Source organism: Pseudomonas sp. R45(2017) (genome assembly GCF_002112305.1).
GTDB classification, from domain to species: Bacteria; Pseudomonadota; Gammaproteobacteria; order Pseudomonadales; family Pseudomonadaceae; genus Aquipseudomonas; species Aquipseudomonas paraglycinae.
This window is the reverse complement of sequence record NZ_NEHH01000008.1, coordinates 1-18,162: the sequence shown is the minus strand read 5'-3', so window position 1 is coordinate 18,162 and position 18,162 is coordinate 1. Positions and strand designations below refer to the sequence as shown.

Annotated in this window: 16 protein-coding genes and 1 pseudogene; 13 read left to right on the top strand and 4 right to left on the bottom strand. The window is 60.3% G+C overall.

Annotation, left to right across the window (positions count from 1 at the left end):
- Positions 1 to 272 precede the first annotated feature (272 nt).
- The 13 genes from CAF74_RS18710 (at position 273) to CAF74_RS18650 (ending at position 13,685) form a co-directional block, all read left to right on the top strand.
- On the top strand, positions 273 to 626 hold the full coding sequence (locus CAF74_RS18710) for a cytochrome c5 family protein (RefSeq protein WP_085747277.1): 354 nt from the start codon (positions 273 to 275) through the stop codon (positions 624 to 626).
- 76 nt (positions 627 to 702) lie between these two features.
- Positions 703 to 2,031: a D-arabinono-1,4-lactone oxidase gene (locus CAF74_RS18705; protein ID WP_176240504.1), complete on the top strand. Its 1,329-nt coding sequence runs from the start codon at positions 703 to 705 to the stop codon at positions 2,029 to 2,031.
- Entirely contained in the window at positions 2,031 to 3,314 is a 1,284-nt protein-coding gene (locus tag CAF74_RS18700; RefSeq protein WP_085747275.1) for a DSD1 family PLP-dependent enzyme, read from the top strand. The genes CAF74_RS18705 and CAF74_RS18700 overlap by 1 nt, the downstream gene beginning before the upstream one ends.
- A gap of 280 nt (positions 3,315 to 3,594) precedes the next feature.
- Positions 3,595 to 4,221, top strand: coding sequence for a transposase (locus CAF74_RS18695; RefSeq protein WP_085747274.1), 627 nt, complete (start codon positions 3,595 to 3,597; stop codon positions 4,219 to 4,221).
- A gap of 55 nt (positions 4,222 to 4,276) precedes the next feature.
- Positions 4,277 to 5,872, top strand: a complete 1,596-nt coding sequence (locus CAF74_RS18690) for a ShlB/FhaC/HecB family hemolysin secretion/activation protein (protein ID WP_085747273.1) — start codon at positions 4,277 to 4,279, stop codon at positions 5,870 to 5,872.
- A 15-nt stretch (positions 5,873 to 5,887) separates the two neighbouring features.
- Positions 5,888 to 7,687, top strand: coding sequence for a DUF2341 domain-containing protein (locus tag CAF74_RS18685; RefSeq protein ID WP_085747272.1), 1,800 nt, complete (start codon positions 5,888 to 5,890; stop codon positions 7,685 to 7,687).
- Positions 7,688 to 7,698: 11 nt separating this feature from the next.
- Positions 7,699 to 8,124 carry a biopolymer transporter ExbD gene (locus CAF74_RS18680; RefSeq protein WP_007955109.1) on the top strand — a complete coding sequence of 142 codons (426 nt, stop codon included), beginning with the start codon at positions 7,699 to 7,701 and terminating at the stop codon, positions 8,122 to 8,124.
- A 3-nt stretch (positions 8,125 to 8,127) separates the two neighbouring features.
- On the top strand, positions 8,128 to 8,832 hold the full coding sequence (locus CAF74_RS18675; protein WP_085747271.1) for an energy transducer TonB: 705 nt from the start codon (positions 8,128 to 8,130) through the stop codon (positions 8,830 to 8,832).
- A 39-nt stretch (positions 8,833 to 8,871) separates the two neighbouring features.
- Entirely contained in the window at positions 8,872 to 10,581 is a 1,710-nt protein-coding gene (locus tag CAF74_RS18670) for a putative porin (protein WP_085747270.1), read from the top strand.
- 16 nt (positions 10,582 to 10,597) lie between these two features.
- Entirely contained in the window at positions 10,598 to 11,227 is a 630-nt protein-coding gene (locus tag CAF74_RS18665) for a DNA repair protein (RefSeq protein WP_085747269.1), read from the top strand.
- Between the two features lie 29 nt (positions 11,228 to 11,256).
- Positions 11,257 to 11,724: a YbjN domain-containing protein gene (locus CAF74_RS18660; protein WP_085683839.1), complete on the top strand. Its 468-nt coding sequence runs from the start codon at positions 11,257 to 11,259 to the stop codon at positions 11,722 to 11,724.
- Positions 11,725 to 11,735: 11 nt separating this feature from the next.
- Positions 11,736 to 12,668, top strand: coding sequence for a peptidylprolyl isomerase (locus CAF74_RS18655; protein ID WP_371857350.1), 933 nt, complete (start codon positions 11,736 to 11,738; stop codon positions 12,666 to 12,668).
- A gap of 39 nt (positions 12,669 to 12,707) precedes the next feature.
- Positions 12,708 to 13,685, top strand: a complete 978-nt coding sequence (locus tag CAF74_RS18650; RefSeq protein ID WP_085747267.1) for a LysR family transcriptional regulator — start codon at positions 12,708 to 12,710, stop codon at positions 13,683 to 13,685.
- A 153-nt stretch (positions 13,686 to 13,838) separates the two neighbouring features.
- On the opposite strand, the pseudogene CAF74_RS29270 reads toward CAF74_RS18650, so the two are convergent.
- The 4 genes and pseudogenes from CAF74_RS29270 to CAF74_RS18635 form a co-directional block, all read right to left on the bottom strand.
- A pseudogene (locus tag CAF74_RS29270) lies at positions 13,839 to 14,003 on the bottom strand (DUF6124 family protein); the annotation flags it as partial.
- Positions 14,004 to 14,029: 26 nt separating this feature from the next.
- A complete protein-coding gene (locus CAF74_RS18645; RefSeq protein WP_085747266.1) occupies positions 14,030 to 15,805 on the bottom strand; it encodes a hypothetical protein in 1,776 nt (591 codons plus the stop codon).
- A gap of 146 nt (positions 15,806 to 15,951) precedes the next feature.
- Positions 15,952 to 16,323, bottom strand: coding sequence for a DUF6124 family protein (locus tag CAF74_RS18640; RefSeq protein WP_085747265.1), 372 nt, complete (start codon positions 16,321 to 16,323; stop codon positions 15,952 to 15,954).
- A 446-nt stretch (positions 16,324 to 16,769) separates the two neighbouring features.
- Positions 16,770 to 18,162, bottom strand: a 1,393-nt coding sequence (locus CAF74_RS18635; RefSeq protein ID WP_371857344.1) for an Ig-like domain-containing protein, incomplete at its 5' end; no start/stop codon positions are given.

Below are 18,162 nucleotides of genomic sequence, written 5' to 3'. Positions count from 1 at the left end.
CGCAAATGTCACGCGAATGTCACGCGAAACCGCACAGCAGAGCGGGCATCCACACATGATCGTTCCCACGCTCTGCGTGGAAATGCCTCAAGGGACGCTCCGCGTTCCAAGCGGACGCAGAGCGTCCAGGGCTGCATTCCCACGCGGAGCGTGGGAACGATCGTCTTCAGGTAATGGGCTGGCCCCGTTTGCCCCCCTCAATGTCCCGCAATGCCCTCAACCCGCCGACCCGCCTGCCTTAAGGTGTGACCACAACAATAAGCGAGGCCGTTATGCGGGCAATCCGACTCACATTATTACTGGCGTTGGCCATGACGCTGCCTGGCTGCGGCGAAGACCCCAACCCCCCGGCCAGCACCAACAACACCATTCCCAAAGACCCGGCGCTGGCGCAGATCTACGCCAACAGCTGCCAGCTCTGCCACGCCAACCCCGCCGCGAATGCGCCGCTGACCGGTGACCGCAAGGCCTGGGAACCGCGCATCCAGCAGGGCGCCGACACGCTGCTCGACCACGCAATCAATGGGTATAACGGCATGCCGCCGATGGGTCAGTGCGTCGAGTGCTCGGAAGAACAATTTCTTCAGTTGATCGGCTTCATGGCCGATCAGCCGCTCCCTCAATAAGGATCCTGGCATGCCGATAGATCTGACACGCCGGCAGTTGTTGCAACGGGCAAGCATCGTCGGCGCGTTCAGCGCGCTGGCCTGCAATCCGGCGCTGGGCCAGTTGATGCGCGCGCCGCGACTGATTCCCTGGCGCAACTGGTCGGGCGGGCAGAGTTGCCTTCCGGCGGCGCGGGTGGCGCCGAAGAATCTGGACGAATTGACGGCGGTGATTCAGCAGGCACCGGGCAAGATTCGCCCGGTCGGCTCGGCGCATTCCTTCAGCGCGCTGGTGCCCACCGACGGCACGTTACTGTCGCTGAGCTACTTCAACGGCCTGCTCGACCACGACCCGAAAACCCTGCAAGCCGAATTCGCCGCCGGCACGCCGATGTCGCGCATGGGCACGCCGCTCAAGGACATCGGCCAGGCCCTGCAAAACATGGCCGACATCGATTACCAGACCCTCGCCGGGGCCATTTCCACCTCGACCCACGGCACCGGCAAAACCTTCCAGTCCTATTCCGCACACGTCTGCGGGATGCAACTGGTGACTGCCAGTGGCGAGGTGCTGGACTGCGACAGCCAGCGTCATCCCGAAGTGTTCAACGCCGCCCGGGTGTCCCTCGGCGCGCTGGGTGTGGCCACCAAAATCCGCCTGCAAAACCGCCCGGCCTATCGCCTGCGGGAAACCCAGTGGATCGCCAAAACCGAAGAACTGCTCGAAGACCTGGATAAGAACACGAGCGAAAACCAGCACTGGGAAATGCTCGTCGTCACCCATTCCGACTACGCCTTGTCGATTGCCCTTAACGAAACCACCGACCCGCCCACGCCACCGATTCCGCCTGAAGAGGAGGGTGGCAACGAGTTCGTGACCCTGATCGAGAAGATCGACAAGTACGGCAGCGATTTCCCGAACTTGCGCAGTTCGCTGCTCAACAGTCTGCGGCATCTGGCGAGTTTCGATGACCGGGTTGGCGACTCGTTCGACATCTACGCCAACGTGCGCACCGTGCGTTTCAACGAGATGGAATATTCGGTGCCCGCCGAACACGGCCCCGCCTGCCTGCGCGAGATTCTCAAGCTGATCCGCGACAAGGACCTGCGCACCTGGTTTCCCATCGAGTACCGTTACGTGAAGGCCGACGACATTCCGCTGAGCATGTTCGAAGGTCGCGACAGCTGTTCGATCTCGGTCCACCAGCATTACCAGATGGACCACCACAACTTCTTCGCCGCCGTCGAGCCGATCTTCTGGAAGTACAACGGCCGCCCGCACTGGGGCAAGTTGCACACGCTCAATGCCCGCACGTTGCAAACGCTCTATCCGCGCTGGCAGGAATTCATTCAGGTACGCGAGGCGCTGGACCCGAGCGGCAAGTTTCTCAACGGGCATCTGTCGTCGATTCTGGGGGTGAGCTGATGGCGGTCAATCGACGTAATTTCGTGCTCGGGACTTTGGGTGTTGGCGCTTTGCTGGTGGGCGTGGGTGCGTTGTTAAGGCCGGGGGATCGCGGCGGGCCTTACAGTGACTATTTCCGGGCGCTGAACAATGAGCTCAAGACCAAAGGCCCGATGCGCCCGGTGTTGCTGATCGATCTGGATCGACTCGACCACAACATCGACGTAGTGATGCGCTCGGTCAAACGCGCGGGCAAGCAGTTGCGGCTGGTGGAGAAGTCATTGCCATCGCCGGGCCTGCTCAGCTACATCGGCCAAAGGGCAGGGACGCAGCGGCTGATGTCGTTTCATCAGCCGTTCCTCAATCACGATGCGGTGAAGTTTCCGCAGTCCGACATTCTGCTAGGCAAGCCGTTGCCGGTGCGCTCGGCAGAGCTGTTCTATCAAACCCACAAAGGCCCGTTCGACCCGACGAAGCAACTGCAATGGCTGATCGACAACCCCGAACGCTTGCAGCAATACCTCGCGCTGGCCCAGGGCTTGGGCACGCGGATGCGGATCAACATCGAGCTGGACGTCGGCCTGCACCGAGGCGGCGTCAGTGACGTGAACGTGCTCGGGCCGATGCTCGCGCTGATCGCCGCCAACCCACAGCACCTGGAGTTTGCCGGGTTCATGGGCTACGACCCGTTCGTGGGCATGGGCGTGCCGGGGATTCTCGGTTCGCCCGAGGAACTGTTCGCCAAGGTGATGGCGATTTATCAGCGCTGCGTCGACTTCACCCGGCAGCAATATCCGGCGCTGTGGCATGACGGCTTGTGCCTGAATACGGCCGGCAGCCCGAGTTATCGCATGCATGAAAACGAAAGCCTGAGCAGTGAAGTGTCGGTGGGGACGGCGATGCTCAAGCCGACGCATTACGACCTGCCGTCGCTGGTCGAGCACGAACCTGCCGCGTACATCGCCACGCCGGTGTTGAAAAGCACCGGTGCGGTGAACATCCCGGCGCTGGATGACAAATCGAAGCTGTTTTCGTGGTGGGACACCAACCAGCGGCAGACCTTTTTCATCTACGGCGGTAACTGGATGGCCGAGTTCGAATCACCGCCCGGATTGCAGAGCAATAGTGTTTACGGGCGCAGTTCGAATCAGGAAATGGTCAATGGTTCGAATGCCGTTGGGCTGACGGTGGAGGATCAGGTGTTCTTGCGCCCGACCCAGACCGAAGCCGTCCTCCTGCAATTCGGCGACTTGCTGGCGGTGCGTGGCGGCAAGATCGTCGACATTTGGCCCGTCTACACCTGACGGAATGTTTTTCTGAAAACACCCCATAACCCTGTGGGAGCTGGCTTGCCAGCGATGACGGTGTGTCAGCCAAGTAAATGTTGCTGACCTGACCCCATCGCTGGCAAGCCAGCTCCCACAGTATTTGTGCTGTCTGCAATTCCCCGATCAATTTCTGTAATGAAGCTTTTATGACAAAAGTTCGGTAGCACATCGCCAGTCCGGTCATGCCTATGTAACGCGCTTGAGGGGCCCTTTGGGCGCTTTTCACAAGCCGAGGCGGGACGCCGGGAGTGAGGCAATGGGGACTATGGAACGCTACTCGAAAGTGGGCATGCAGGAACTCGATCAACGCCTGTCGAAGATCGTCGAAGCCGCGCGCAAGAAGCCGGTTTCGGTGTATCGCTACGGCGCGCCGTGGGTCTGGATTGTGTCGCAGGATGACTGGCAGGGCGCCTTGAAAGAGGTCTCCAGCTACATTCCGCCGGGGCATTCGCTGGTGCTGCTGCGCCCGCAGATCGATGACTTGCTCGATGCCCACCGCGATCTCCTGCACGACCTCAATGCCCGGCCCGGCATGCTGATCGCCCCGCAGACGGTCATGCACATCCTGCTGCTGCAACTGCTGTATTCGGTGCCCAGCGAGCAGCAGCTCTACGAACAGCTCAATTACAACCTGCTGTTCCGCTGGTTCGTCGGCTTGGGCCTGAACCAGAAAGTCTGGAGCTTCAACGTCCTCAGTCGCGACATCGCCACGCTGCTCAACGAGCCGCGTGCGGTGCAGCTCATCCAGAAAATCATCGGTGAAGTGTTCTGCGGCGCGCTGCTGCAAATGCCCGAGTTCTCGCTGAACTTCGCGCTGCTGCACACCTGGCTGGGCAAGCACACCGGGGCCAGCACTTCAGCAATCAAGAACGCCAGTAACTGACGCACACGCAAGGCGCATGAGCGCCAACAGGTCATCGCGAAATTCAGGGGGTAGTGTGGAGCAGATTTTCACGTCACGGCTGGCGCTGTGGGGCTGGCTGCTGGTGACGGCCGGCGCGCAGCCGGCGTTCGCCGATGAGGCCGGGAACGCAGCGGCGCAGCGTCTGGTGGACGTCAACGAATACTTCGTGCGCGGCAACACCGTGCTCGATGCGCGGGCGATCGAAGAAGCGGTGTACCCGTTCCTCGGCCCGCAAAAAGCCTTGAGCGATATCGAAGGCGCGCGGGATGCCCTGCAGAAGGCCTATCAGGAACGCGGCTATCAATCGGTGTTCGTCGAACTGCCGGAGCAAGCCGTGGCCGACGGCATCGTCTACCTGCAAGTCAGCGAAACCAAGGTCGGCCGGGTCCGCGTGGTCGGCGCCAAACACTATTCGCCGCTGGATATCCGCGACAACGTCCCGGCGCTGAAAGAAGGCGAGGTGCCGGACTTCGCCAAGGTCCAGGGCGAACTGGCGCAACTCAACAAGACCCCGGGCCGGCAGGTGATGCCGCTGGTGCGCGAAGGCCAGCGCCCCGGCACCATGGACGTGGACCTGCAGGTCGAAGACCAGAACCCGTGGACCGCCAGCGTTGGGCTGAACAACGACTACAGCGCCGACACCGAAAAGCTGCGAACCGTCACCAGCCTCGGCTACAACAACCTCTGGCAGTTGGGGCACAGCGTCAACCTGACGTTCTTCACCGCACCCCAGGAAACCGACAACGCCAAGGTCTGGTCCGGTTCCTACACCGCGCCGCTGACCGAGCGCTGGAGTGTGCAGTTCTCCGGTTACCAGTCCGACAGTAACGTCGCCACCATCGGCGGCAGCAACGTGCTCGGCAAGGGCCATTCCTACGGCGTAGCGGCGATCTACACGATCCCGTCGAGCGGCAACTGGTCGAACTCGCTGTCGGCCGGCATTGATTTCAAGGACTTCGACGAACGCCTGACCCTGTCCGGCCAGAGCGACAAGGTGCCGCTGAAATACGCGCCGTTCACCTTCGCCTACAACGGCTATCGCTACAGCGAAAAGAGCCAGCTCGGCCTCGGCCTGAGCCTGGTCGCGGCCACTCGCAGCATCTTCGGCTACGGCAGTTCCGACGAAGACTTCGACTACAAGCGCTACCGCGCCAACCCGAGTTTCGCCGTGCTCAAGGGCGATACCAACTTCACCTGGACCTTCGACAGCGACTGGCAGAGCGCAAGCAAAGCCGCGTTCCAGCTGGCGTCGGGGCCACTGGTTTCCAACGAACAATTCTCTGCCGGTGGCGCGACCTCGGTACGCGGTTATCTGGCCGCCGAACGCACCGCCGATGACGGCTTCCTGTTGAGCGAAGAGCTGCGCACACCGTCGCTGGCCAAATACGTCGGCGGCTGGATGCAGGACTGGCGCTTCTATGCCTTCGCCGAAGGCGCGCAACTCTACCTGCGCGACGAACTGCCGGACCAGGACGCCAATTACGCCCTGGCCAGCGTCGGCCTCGGCACCCGCGCCAGCCTGAGCAAATGGCTGTCCGGCAGCCTCGACTGGGGCTATCCGCTACTCGAAGGGCCGAACACCTCGAAACAGGAATCGCGCCTGCACTTCAACCTTCAGGCCACTTTCTAACAAGGAGCACTTTTCATGCAGCGCCTATTCCTTTCGTTGTTGATCTGCCTGGGCTTCGTGCTCCCGGCCACGGCTCAGGCCTGGTGGCAGGACGACTGGCATTACCGCAAACAGATCGCCGTCGACACCACGCCACAAGGCGCCGCGATCAATCAGGCCCTGGGCCGCACCGCGCTGCTGGTGCGCCTGCACACCGGCAATTTCACCTTCGACGGCGTGAAAGAGGACGGCTCGGACCTGCGCTTCGTCGCCGCCGATGACAAGACCGTGCTCAACCACCAGATCGAAAGCTTCGACGCGCTGATGGGCATGGCGCTGATCTGGGTCGATGTGCCGAATGTCGAGGGCGGTCAGCGTCAGGACATCTGGATGTACTACGGCAACCAGAAGGCTCCGGCCACCGGCAATGGCCAACTGACGTTCGATCCGAATTACACCGCGCTCTATCACTTCGACGGCGCTACTGGCACCCCGGCGAAAGACACCACCGCTTACGGCAACACCGCGCAGAGCGCGACCGGCGCCGCCATCGACGGCGTAGTAGGGCGTGCCTTGCAGTTCAGCGGCCAGCCGCTGCTGTTTCCGGCCAGCCCGTCGCTGCAGCACAACGCTGGCAGCGCTTTCACCTTCAGTGCCTGGCTGCGTCTGGATCAGGCCAATGGCGAGCAACTGATCCTGGCCCGCCGCGAAGGCGCCAACAGCCTGCTGGTTGGTGTGAACCAAGGCGTGCCATTTGTGGAAATCGACGGCCAGCGCGCCATCGCCACGCAACCGCTGAATCCGGGCCAATGGCAGCACGTCGCACTGACCGCTGAAGGCGCCAAAGTGACGCTGTACATCAACGGTCGCGAAGGCGCGGCACTGGCTCAGGCGATGCCGGCGTTCAATTCGGTCATGGCCATCGGCGCCGATCTTCATGAAGGTCCTTTCCAGCCGTTCGTAGGCGCCATTGACGAGTTGCGGCTGTCGAAAGTCGCCCGCCCGGCGCCGCTGCTTTTGGCCGACGCCACTTCCCAGGGTGCCGAGTCGAAACTGGTCGCCTATGGCGTCGATGAAGAACAGTCCGGCTTCGGTTTCGGCAGCCTCGGCTTCCTGCTCAACGCGGTGCCGGTGGATGCTTGGGTCATCATCGCGGTGCTGGTGCTGATGATGTTCCAGTCGTGGATCATCATGCTGCGTAAGAACAGCACCCTGAGCCGCGTCACTGCCGCCAACGAAGACTTCCGCGTGCAGTTCGCCAAGGTCGGCACTCGCCTGGAAATGTTCGCCGACGACACCCAACTTGCCCAGCGTTTGCAGCACTCGTCGCTGTGGCGCCTGTATCTGGTGGCGGTGAAAGAGATCCGCACCCGCCGCGAGCAGGGCGCCGATACCTCGTCCGTTTCCGCCGCAACCATCGAAGCCATCCGCTGCTCGATGGACGGCGTGCGCACCCGTGAAAACCAGCAGCTCAGCTCGAAACTTTCGACCCTGTCCAACGCCATCGCCGGCGGCCCGTACATCGGCCTGCTCGGCACGGTGCTGGGGATCATGGTGGTGTTCCTCGGTACGGCCATGGCCGGCGACGTCAACATCAACGCCATCGCGCCGGGTATGGCGGCAGCCCTGCTGGCCACGGCCATGGGCCTGTTCGTCGCGATCCCGGCGCTGTTTGGCTACAACCGCCTGATCACCCGCAACAAGGAAGTCAGCGCCGACATGCGCGTGTTCGTCGACGAGTTCATCACTCGTCTGGCGGAGATGCATGGCGAAGGCCAGTCCAGTGAAGCGGCGCATCAGCGCGGTCATCACGCCAACCACTCCGTACCGGCCTGAGGAGCACTGACATGGCGTCCGTAAATGCCTCCCACGACGATGACGAAGATGCCGCAGTGGACAGCATCAACATCACGCCACTGGTGGACGTGCTGATGGTGGTGCTGGTGATGTTCATCCTCACCGCTACTGCGCAGGTCTCCGGGATCCAGATCAACCTGCCCAAGGCCAGCGCCGCCGTGTCGCTGTCGGAGGCCAAGACCAAGGCGATTTCGGTCAACGACGGTGGCCAGGTGTTCCTTGACGCCTACCCGGTGACCTTGCCGGAGCTGGAAGAACGCCTGCGCATCGAGAAGGCGCAGAACCCGGACTTCCCGGTGATCGTGCGCGGCGACGCCACGGTGCAGTACCAGAAGGTCATCGAAGTGCTGGATCTGCTGCGCCGGCTCGAACTGTCCCAGGTCGGTCTCGTTACCGGCAAACCGACGCAGGGCTGAGTGATGACTGCACAACTGCCAATCGAGCCTTTGCCGGTGAAGAAGTCGCCACTGCGTTACGTGAAGTGGGGCGCCGGGCTGCTGTTGGGCGCCGTCGCGGCATTCCTGTTGTGGCAGTGGGCCAACGACATGAGCGGCATCCGCCGGGAAGCGCCGAAGGTGCCGACGATCATTCCGTTGCCGCCACCGCCACCTCCGCCGCCGGAAAAACCGCCGGAGCCGGAAACCCCGGTCGAGGAAAAAATCGTCGAGCCCGAGCCAGCGCCCGAGCCGCAAGAGGTCAAGCCCGAGGAAGAAGCACCGCCATCGCCGGCCGACGACCTGGCCAACCCGATGCAGATTGACGGTGACGCCCAGAGCGGCAGCGACGCCTTCAACATCGGCGCGGGCAAGGGCGGCGGCATGGCCGGTTCCGGCGGTGGGCGCCTTGGCAACGGCACCTACAGCCAGTTCCTCGCGTTCACCTTCCAGAAGCTGCTGCGCGAGAACCCCGACCTGCGCAACCTCGCGTTTTCGCTGCAGGCCGATGTGTGGCTGAGCAGCGTCGGGGAGATCACCCGGGTCGAGCTGATCAAGTCCAGCGGCAACCCCGAGATCGACAGTCAGGTGTTGGCCGCATTGCGTAACGCGCCGCATCTGAGCGAGCGACCACCGGCCTCCATCACCTTGCCTGTGCGCATGTCCCTGCAAGGGCGGCGTCCGGGTTAACCGAATTCATAAAGCTGTATGAAAAGGAGTTGTGTGCAGATGATTTCCAACGTGAATCGATTGTCCCTGGCGGTCGGCATGGTCATCGCGGCCCTGGTCGGTCAGGCCGCGGCAGCGCCTGCGCCTGCGCCTGCGCCCTCGGAGAACGCCACGATCAATCTGATCCGCTTGCTGGTCGAGCAGGGCATTCTGAAACAGGACAAGGCCGACGCACTGATCGCCCAGGCCCAGAACGAAGCGGCCCAGGCCAAGCAGGCTGCGGCGTCTACTGCCGTGGCGGCCGGGCCGGTCGCCGCACCGGGTGATGTGCGGGTGCAATACGTGCCGGCGGCGGTGCGCGACCAGATCCGCGATCAGGTCAAGGCCGAAGTCATGGCCACCGCCAAACAGGAAAACTGGGCCGCGCCCAACACCTTCCCGGACTGGGCGTCGCGCATCAGCTTCGACGGCGACATCCGTCTGCGTGACGAATCGCGCTACTACTCGGGCAGCAACAGCAACGAAATCGTCGACTTCGCCAAGCTCAACAACAATGGCCCGTACGACGTGAACCCCAACAGCAGCACCGCGTTGCCGCCGTTGCTCAACACCCGCGAAGACCGCGAAAACCTGTTCCGCCTGCGCGCCCGGCTGGGCATGAAAGCGGTGATCTCGCCGGAATGGACCGCCGGCATCCGCATCGGCACCGGCTCGGACAACAACCCGGTGTCGACCACCCAGAACCTCGGCGGCGGCTTCTCGAAAAAGGACATCTGGCTCGATCAGGGTTACCTGACCTGGAAGCCGTCGGATGAACTGACGCTGACCGGTGGCCGCTTCGCCAACCCGTTCATGTCCACTGACATGCTGTATTCCAACGACCTGAACTTCGACGGCGTGGCGGCGATTTTCGACCACAAGCTCAGCCGCGACTGGGGCGTGTTCGGCACCGTCGGCGCGTTCCCGGTGGATTACACCAACGACACCACCACCAGCAACGGCTTCGACAAGGAAGAAAGCGACAACAAATGGCTGTACGGTGCGCAGATCGGCGCCAAATGGGCGATCAACAGCAACAATCGCTTGAAAGGTGCGCTGGCCTACTACCGCTTCGACGACATCGAAGGCCAGCGCTCGAGCCCTTGCGAACCGTGGGCTGGCGCACCCGGCTGCGACAGTGACGGCACCCGCGCAGCGTTCATGCAGAAGGGCAACAGCGTGTTCCTGCTGCGTGACATCACGCCGAACCCGCTCAACCCGACCACCACGCCGCAACCGCAATTCGTTGGCCTGGCGTCCGAGTTCAACCTGCTGGACCTCAACGTGGTGTGGGACGCCGACCTGCCGGAAGACTTCAAACTGCGCAGCCAGGGCAACTACATCCACAACCTCGGCTACGACGAAGGCGACATGCGCAAGCGTTCGGCGGGGCAACTGGTCAACAACCTCGACAGCAACGGCAACATCGAAAGCGGTGCCAATGCGTGGATGGTCCAGTTCACCCTCGGCAACGCGCTGGAGCTGAAGAAGCAGGGCGACTGGAACCTGTTCGCCGGCTACAAGTACATCCAGCCGGACGCCTTGCCGGACGGCTTCAACGACTCGTCGTTCCACCTCGGCGGCACCAACGCCAAAGGCTATTTCCTGGGCGGCAACTACGGTCTGGCGAAGAACGTCTACGCCACCGGCCGCTGGTTGAGCTCGGAAGCGGTGTATGGCGCGCCGTTCGATATCGACGTCATGCAGCTTGAGATCAACACGCGCTTCTAAGCGCCGGGAGAGGGTTATGAAAATCCGCTTTTTATGGCTTGGGCTCGGCATGTTGATCGCCACCGGGGCAAGCGCCGAAGGCATGGAAGAACGCCTGCGCACCCAGTTGCGCAGCACCACCCAGCAGCTGCAAACCCTGCAAAGCCAGCAGGCCCAGGCCAGCGCCGCGCAACTGGCGGCGCAGAACGAAGCCAAGGCTGCGCAGGCGCAAATCAAGCAATTGACCGCCGAACTGGCCAAGGCCAAAGGCCTCGCCGAGCAACTGGCCGGGCAGCAGCAAAGCCTGCACAGCCAGGCCCAGGCGCAAGTCGCGGCCAGCAACGAGCAGACCGGCAAATTCAAGAAAGCCTATGACGAGTTGTTGGTCATGGCCCGTGCCAAAGAGGCAGAACGGTCTAAGCTTCAAGCGCAATTGGCTGAACGTGACACACAAGTGCAGCAATGTTCGGTCAAGAATCAGCAGATGTACGGCGTGGCCAAGCAGATTCTCACCGCCTACGAAAACATCGATGTGGCCGAGGTGATGAAGATCCGCCAGCCCTTCGCCGGCAGCGCCCGGGTCAAGTTCGATGAACTGGCTCAGGGCTTTGGCGACGAACTGTACAAGACTCAATTCGATGCGCCGCAAGCCGCGATCGCGCACTGATTAAAAGACTCATGGACAAGGAAGAAGTAATGACTCAATTGATCTCCCACGTATCCCCGCAATCCCTGACCGACGTACTGCAAGCCGCCGGTTACCGCGTCAACCAGACCGAACAGAACGGCATCGTCCAGTTGCTCAGCGCCAGCCAGGGCATCGGTTATGCCGTGCGTTTCGGCAACCCGGCGGTGGCGGAGCAGGGCAGCTACGTCGACTTCACCTTCAGCTGCGCCTTGCGCGTGCAGGGTGAATTGCCGGCCGGTGTGGCCGAGCAGTGGAACGCGACCCGCCGGTTTGCCCGGTTGTCGTTGCAGGGCGAGTTTCTGGTGATGGAAATGGACGTGGTGGTAGCGGCGGGCGTCAGCAATGACCACCTGCGCGGCAACCTGGAATTGTGGGATCGCCTGCTTCAGGAGTTCATCGTTTACCTGCGTGATTTCACCCAAAGCGCTGCCGTTGCCCAGGCACCAAAAGTTGAGCAAGAGGAAGTCGCGCTGTGACAAAACCTGCCATGGTAATCAGCGCCGCTGCGGTGGCGCTGTTGGTGGTCGCCGTGGCGCTGGTGGTGCGGCCGGGTAATGACCCGGTCGCCGCCCAGCAACCGGCGCCGGTGATTGCTGCAAACAATGAACCGGCAGTAGCCAGATTAGGCAATCAGCAGGTTTCGCCGGAGGAATTGCAGGCGTTGCTGGCGGCTGTTCCACCGCAAACCCGCGAGCAACTGCGCGGTAATCGTGAGGCGCTCGAGCGCTGGATTCGTTCACGTCTGGCCGAAAAAGCCGTGCTGGAACAGGCCGATGCCCAAGGCTGGGCGCAGCGCCCGGACGTGGTGCGGCAGACCCGCGCCGCCACCGAACAGATCGTGTTTCGCGACTATTTGCAGTCGGTGAGCCAGGTGCCGGCGGATTACCCGAGCGCTGCCGAGTTGCAGCAGGCGTATGACGCGGGCAAGGCCAATTGGCAGACGCCCGCGCTGTATCGGGTCAGCCAGATTTTCCTTGGGGTGAATGAGCCACAGAATCTTGAGGTGGTGCGCAAACAGGCGACGGAGTTGAGCAAGAAAGCCCAGTCGACCCCGGCGGACTTTGCAGCGCTGGCCAAGGAGTTTTCTCAGGATCGCCTCACGGCCGAACGCGGGGGCGACACCGGCCTGCAACCGTTGCAGCAACTGGTGCCGGAAGTGCGTGGTGCGGTGGCGCGACTCAAGGTTGGTGCGGTTTCTGATCCCGTTCAGAGCAGCGCCGGTTTCCACGTGATCAAACTCACCGAACAACAACCGGCCCGCACCGCAACACTCGAGGAGCTGCGCGATCAACTGACCCAGGCCTTGCGGGCACAGCGTCAGGAACAGATCGCCCAGGCCTATCTGGACGGCATGCTCAATACCGCGACGCTGAGTATCGACGGGGCCGAGCTCAATAAGGTGCTGGAGAGCAAACCTTAAGCGCTGCACACCAAAACAAAGATCGACAGGGAGTCATCGATGTCATTCACCGAACCCGCAGCACGACAGAGCAGCGCCGATTTCCGCTGGCCCCGGGACAAGGACGAACCCTGGCTGGCGCAAGCGGCGACCCTCGACGGCGACGTCGCGCAGTACTTTCTGGTAAGCGCCCGTTGCGGCTGCTTTATGCAGGCGGCTCGCAGCCTCAACGTGCGCTCGACCCTGCTGCGCAAACAACTGGCGCAACTCGAACAGCAACTGCAATGCGCGCTGTTCAGCTTTCAAGGCAGTGCGCTCAGCCTGACCCGCGAAGGCCAGCAATTGCAGGCGCAACTGGTCGCGCTGGCCCACGAACGTAAACTCCCGGTAATCGAGCAACCCTTGATCAGGCTGGCCGTCGCCGAATCGATCCTGCACGACATCCTCGGCCGCGACCTCATCGCACTGCTGCGCCGCAACGCCAGCGTGCGCCTCGAGATCATCGCCCTCGACAGCGAACTGGCCCTGCGCGCCGTCAGCGCCGACATCGTGCTGTGGCTGGCCCACGGCGACACCCCGCACCCCGGCCCGACCTTCGCCACCAGCGAACCGCAACGCCTTGCACAACTGGAATACCAGCCGCACATCGCCAAACGCTACTCCCGCGTGACTGCGCGGCCAGAAAGTCCGGATGACCTCGCCGATTTCATGCTGGTGCAATGGCAGCACGATCGGCAGATCGACAGCTTTCGGCCGTGGAATGAGCTGGTCGAACAGCGGTTGGCCGGGGTGGTGCAGATGCAGTCGTATGAGCTGATGCTGGAGATGATTCGCTGCAGTGCGTGCATTGGTTTGTTGCCGATGTACATGAGCCGGTTTGATCGCGGGTTGGTGGCGTTGCCGGGGTTGTTTGAGGAGGCGATGCGGTTGCAGGCTTGGTTGGCGGTTAATTCCTCATCGCGGGATGTGGCCGAAGTGCAGACGTTGGTTGAGTTGATTCGGCGAACGTTCAATGAGCGACAGGAGTGGTTTGAATAACCACGCAGGTTTATAGATCGTTCCCACGTCGAGGCGTCGAATCGTCCGCGTGGGAATGCCTCAAGGGACGCTCCGCGTTCCAGCTCCGGAAGGGACGCGGAGCGTCCCGGGCTGCATTCCCACGCGGAGCGTGGGAACGATCAGGCGATCAGGCTACAGCGGCGCCTCAGCCTCCAACTCCAGATTATCCAGCGCCCGATTCACCGCCAGTTCCCCTAGCATGATCAATTGCGCAATGCCCAGCTGCACATGCCGGTGCGAACCATCCACCAGCACGGCGAAGTCGGTGGCCATGGTTTTGGCCGAGGTCAGGGTCTGATAAATAAATGCGTCCCCTTTTGTTGTTATGTCTTGGTTATGAGGAAGACGTATATCGACTGAAATGTCGGATTATCTGCATGCAAATGATGCGCGCCATCCCATCTTCCAATCCAGTAGGCTGGCTGCCCCCCACTAGTGCCAGGTGTGGATGTCCATGTTCCATGGCCGAATGCAGAGTCCTGATACTTCGTGGGAGTGAAGCTTCGACTATGACTTTGAACCTCGGATAGAGTGAGAAGCCTTCCACCGCTGGCCACTGCAAATTGCGAGGCGTCTTTCCAGGTACTAAGTCCAGGAGTCCAGAATCGGAAAACCACCTGATGTGCGGTACCGGATGTAGTGATTTTATAACTCTTGCTTTGATTGGCAGCGTCAGTGGCGGTAACGATGGCTTCGCCATTTCCTCGAGCATAGGACCTGCCGTCTTGATTGACCGAGACGATGTTCGTATCGCTGGAAGCATAAATAATCGTACCAACCCCGCCTGTGGCTTTACGATCGATGTAACTTGCGCTTTTCGGGTCGGATGGAAAGAAATACTCGGGAAATTGGGGGGGGAATTGATCAGCGTAGTATCGCTCAGCTGACAAATGCACCGGGCTGACATCCATCTCCAACTCAGGTAACCCGGCCCCTACCACCCGTGCTTCCGCCGTTTTGGAAACACCAACAATTTTCCCTCCCCTGGTCTGCTTGAATGTCACCTGCACCGTACTGCCGGGAATGACCTTGGCGTTGGGAATATCCACTGACAATTGTCCCGGTACCTGAATGACTGGCACCTTCACTTGATGGGTAGCCGTCACGACCCCGTTCACCAAAGCCTCGAAAGTCAGATCGCATTCATCCCCTGCCTGCCAAATCGTATTGATCAAGTGAATAAGCGCCCACAATGGCCCGCCATTCATTTTGCCCAGATCGACTTCTTTCGGATCGTCACCGTTTTCTCCGAGGATTTCCTGAAGGATGGCCTCGAGCAGTTCTGCCCAATCCAGATGCACATCGATCAGACAAGGAATCGACCAATGATCCTGTGCATTGAATTGGCCCAACTGTGTTGTTCCTGAGTAATTGTTTGTCTGGCTGATCACGTTGTACTTGATCGGGAACTGCGGATTGTTCGGATCCTTGGCAAAGTGCGGTGTAGTCAGAGTGAGTGTGATTGGCTGGGTCAGGTCGGGGTTGGGGTTGGTCGGCGTTGGTTCGATTCGATGTTTGGTCTCTACTCCGCCGCTATCAACAGTGATCAGGTCATAGAGATGTTTGTGCGGATAATCCAGCGTTAGCAGTACGCCTTGTGCAGCTTGTGAGGCGTCCACGCTGGTGGGGGTGGCGTTGATGGCGAGTGCCGAATGTCCGCCCCCCGGTACCTGTTCATCGCCACCTGGAGCAAAAGCATCGTAAAGCACCGTCAATGAGGGAGACGTGTCGCCGTTGCCTGAAAGACGCTCAACCGTACAGTGCAAACTGTTGATGTCCTCCAGCAGCAAACCGGCAGGCAGGCGTAACAGCACCGGGTCGCTGATGCTGAATACGATTTCACTGCTGATCGGCTTTGGGTTGTTGTTCAGGTGCAAGTGAACGGTTTCATACAGATCCTGACCTTGCCAAGGCCCGAACAGCACTGCCATCCCCAAAGGGTCTTTGTAGTGATTGACGATCGAGACCCCGATATGCGCACCAATCACCGGGTCAGTCTTGAGGAGGACTTGTGGAGGCGTGAGAGCAAAAATGGCGATGGGGGGCGACGTGGTGGCGTTCATGGCATCTGCTCGCGGGGCAATTGAGATGAGCTTCATCAAAGCACCATGCAGTTGCATCGACCACTGTCAGATCTGACAGGTGAAGGCTGTTTATAGATGAACGGTCGAGTGCCGAAGAGATCTCCAAGGATTTGAACAGGCAGAAAAACGGCCCCGTAAAGGGGCCGTTTTGGTTTCACCACTTAAACGCGCGTCTCAGCCGCCACCTCCAGATTGTCCAGCATCCGGTTCACGGCCAGCTCCCCCAGCATGATCAATTGCGCAATGCCCAACAGCACATGCCGATGCGAGCCGTCCACCAGCCCGGCGAAGTCGGTGGCCATGGTTTTGGCCGAAGTCAGGGTTTCGCAGGCTTCGGCCAGCAGTTCTTCACTGTCGACGCCGGGGGCGATGAGATAGCGGGTGTTGGGTTTGAGCAGCGGTTTTCTGGGGAGTAGGGGATTGAAGTAGTGATCGAGGGCGCGTTCGGCGGCTTCGTGGAAGGTCTTTGAATCCACCGATTCGTAAGGCGAGGTGGAGTCGGTTTCGGGCGGGTTTGGCGTTGGTTTGATCATGGTGAAGCTCCTTGAGAAATGGAGCCGTCATCCATCGCTGCTAAACGAATGAGGTGGCGGCTGTACGCGGGTTAGCAGACCAGGCTCAAGGATCCCGGCGCACCGAAGTGCCCCACGCAAGCCGCCATAAAACAGAAATGGCGAAACCAGCGTGCCTTGAGAATTGCCGAGCTGCTAAACCCGATCGCTGATTCATCAGCGACCCGGAAACGATAGAGCCGGCCCTCAAGGCACACAAGCCGGCGGATTCTGGCGGATGCGTAGGCAATGGCGCAAGGCGTTGTGGCTTGCCGGACGTTTCGGTCAACGGCTTTAAACAGTCGTGGCGAATCCGTGAAGAAGCGGTTTAAGGTAACCGGCTACGCACTGATACGCGGTTCGTAAATAAATGCGTCCCCTTTTTGTTTTGAAATATTTCCGTCTCCTTTTGTTATTAGCTTTTGCCATCAAGTCGGAATGCAAGTGAATGCCCTGATCCTCTTACTGTCCCCATAAAGCAACCCCAAACCACCAATGATTGAACCATTCCAGCATAGAAAATTAACCTGTGTTGCGACGTACTGGTAAATTCGTGATCCGAGGGGGTCAGGGTAAATTCGGTTTTCGTAAAGATCACGAACGGGGTTGACCAAAGATGGCGTTACATATTGGATTATGTTGTAGCTATTTACACCTCCAACGCTTTGTATCCATGTTTTCCCCTCATCTGCCGTCAGTAGGGCGTTGTTAACGAGAAGCTGGTAGACATTCAAGACTTTAGCGGAATACGAAACGCTCTGGTTTGCAGCATCGGTGACCGTAATCTTCGTGATGCCGTTTTTCAATCCCGTTACTTTGCCACTGCTCGAAACTTGTGCAACCAGTGTGTTCGCTGACATGTAGGAGTACGGAGGCACCCCCCCTGTCGCAGTACGCGTAGCCGTGTTCCCTGCCATTTCGTTGGTAGGCCAGCCATAGGGGTTAACTATCATGACGCCGTCCAATTCCATTTCGGTCGTATCAATAGCCAGATCGGGGGGCCGAATGCTCAATTCCGCACTTACCGTGGTCTCGCTGCTGGACGCAGTAATTGAAAACACTCCTTGCACTGAACCCGCTGTTGCCCCGTTAATCGTTACCTTTCCGTCAACTCCTGTCGTGAAGTCCTTGGTGCTCGTCCCATCGGCAAACCTTGTTCCCTGTGGCAACGTCACCTTGATGATTCCCACAATCGGCTGCCCGTTCTGCGTCAAACTCAACTCGATGCCTCCCAACTGATCACCCGCCGTGGCGGTGTAAGGCCCATTGAGAAACGCCACCACCACATACGCCACCACTTTCAAATTACGCACATTCGAATAGGTATTAGTCGGGTGATAGAGCGATTTTGCATACAGGCGCCGTGCGCCCGACGGTACTGTGATCGTCAGTACCCATGTTCCTGTCGTCGGGTCAGCCGTTACCTTGCCCTTCGGCACTGCGCTTGGGCCGCTGCCGTCATAGATTTCGACCTGCCGCCCAGCACTTGCCTCGCCGTGGAGTGTCAGCGAGGTGCTGCTCGTTGTATTCCCTTCTGGAACATCGTTGCCGGTTGCGTCAAGAACGGAAATGAGCTTCGGAACGATAAGCGGCTGGTTGGCACTGATGAGGATGGAGGTCGTAGGCGAAACTCTGAGGTTGCTCAGTTGATCTTTTATGGTGGCGCTCACTGTACGAGTACCGTCACCGATCTGCTGGAGGTCAAGGGTCGTCAGGTTGTAGGTGACCGGGTTGGCAGGATGGACATAGGGAATGGTTTTACTCCATGAGCCTATGGTCAGTTCCATTTCGTCAAATTGGCGCGGGTCGCTCCGGGTTAAA